The 270-nt window shown below is 58.9% G+C and carries 1 protein-coding gene; it reads right to left on the bottom strand.

Translation table 11 applies throughout. The annotated features are described in order from the left end of the window. A partial coding sequence (locus tag SB772_RS41330) for an aminotransferase class III-fold pyridoxal phosphate-dependent enzyme (RefSeq protein WP_410838691.1) occupies positions 1 to 223 on the bottom strand: 223 nt, incomplete at its 3' end. Positions 224 to 270: the final 47 nt, after the last annotated feature.

The following is a 270-nucleotide window of genomic DNA, read 5'->3' as shown; positions in this document are numbered from 1 at the left end:
CAGCAAAGATCACCTGGTCGTAGACCTCTGTCGCCTCGCGGATCGCGGCCATGATGGCCGGGTGGCGATGGCCATGGGTGATGACCCACCAGGAAGAAATCGCATCCAGAATACGATTGCCATCCTCGTCGAAAAGAGAACTGCCTTCTGTCTTTACGATGCGCCTCATCGCCGGTTCGAGGGCGTGCTGGGTGAACGGGTGCCAGACGGGAGAGCGGCTCATGCGCAGTTCTCCAGCATCAGCCGCGTATCGAAATTCTCGCGAAATGC

Origin of the sequence: Paraburkholderia sp. SIMBA_030, assembly GCF_046535245.1 — a bacterium.
Lineage (GTDB): Bacteria > Pseudomonadota > Gammaproteobacteria > Burkholderiales > Burkholderiaceae > Paraburkholderia.
Note: the sequence above shows the minus strand (reverse complement) of the source record. Positions and strands in the feature narration are given on the sequence as shown.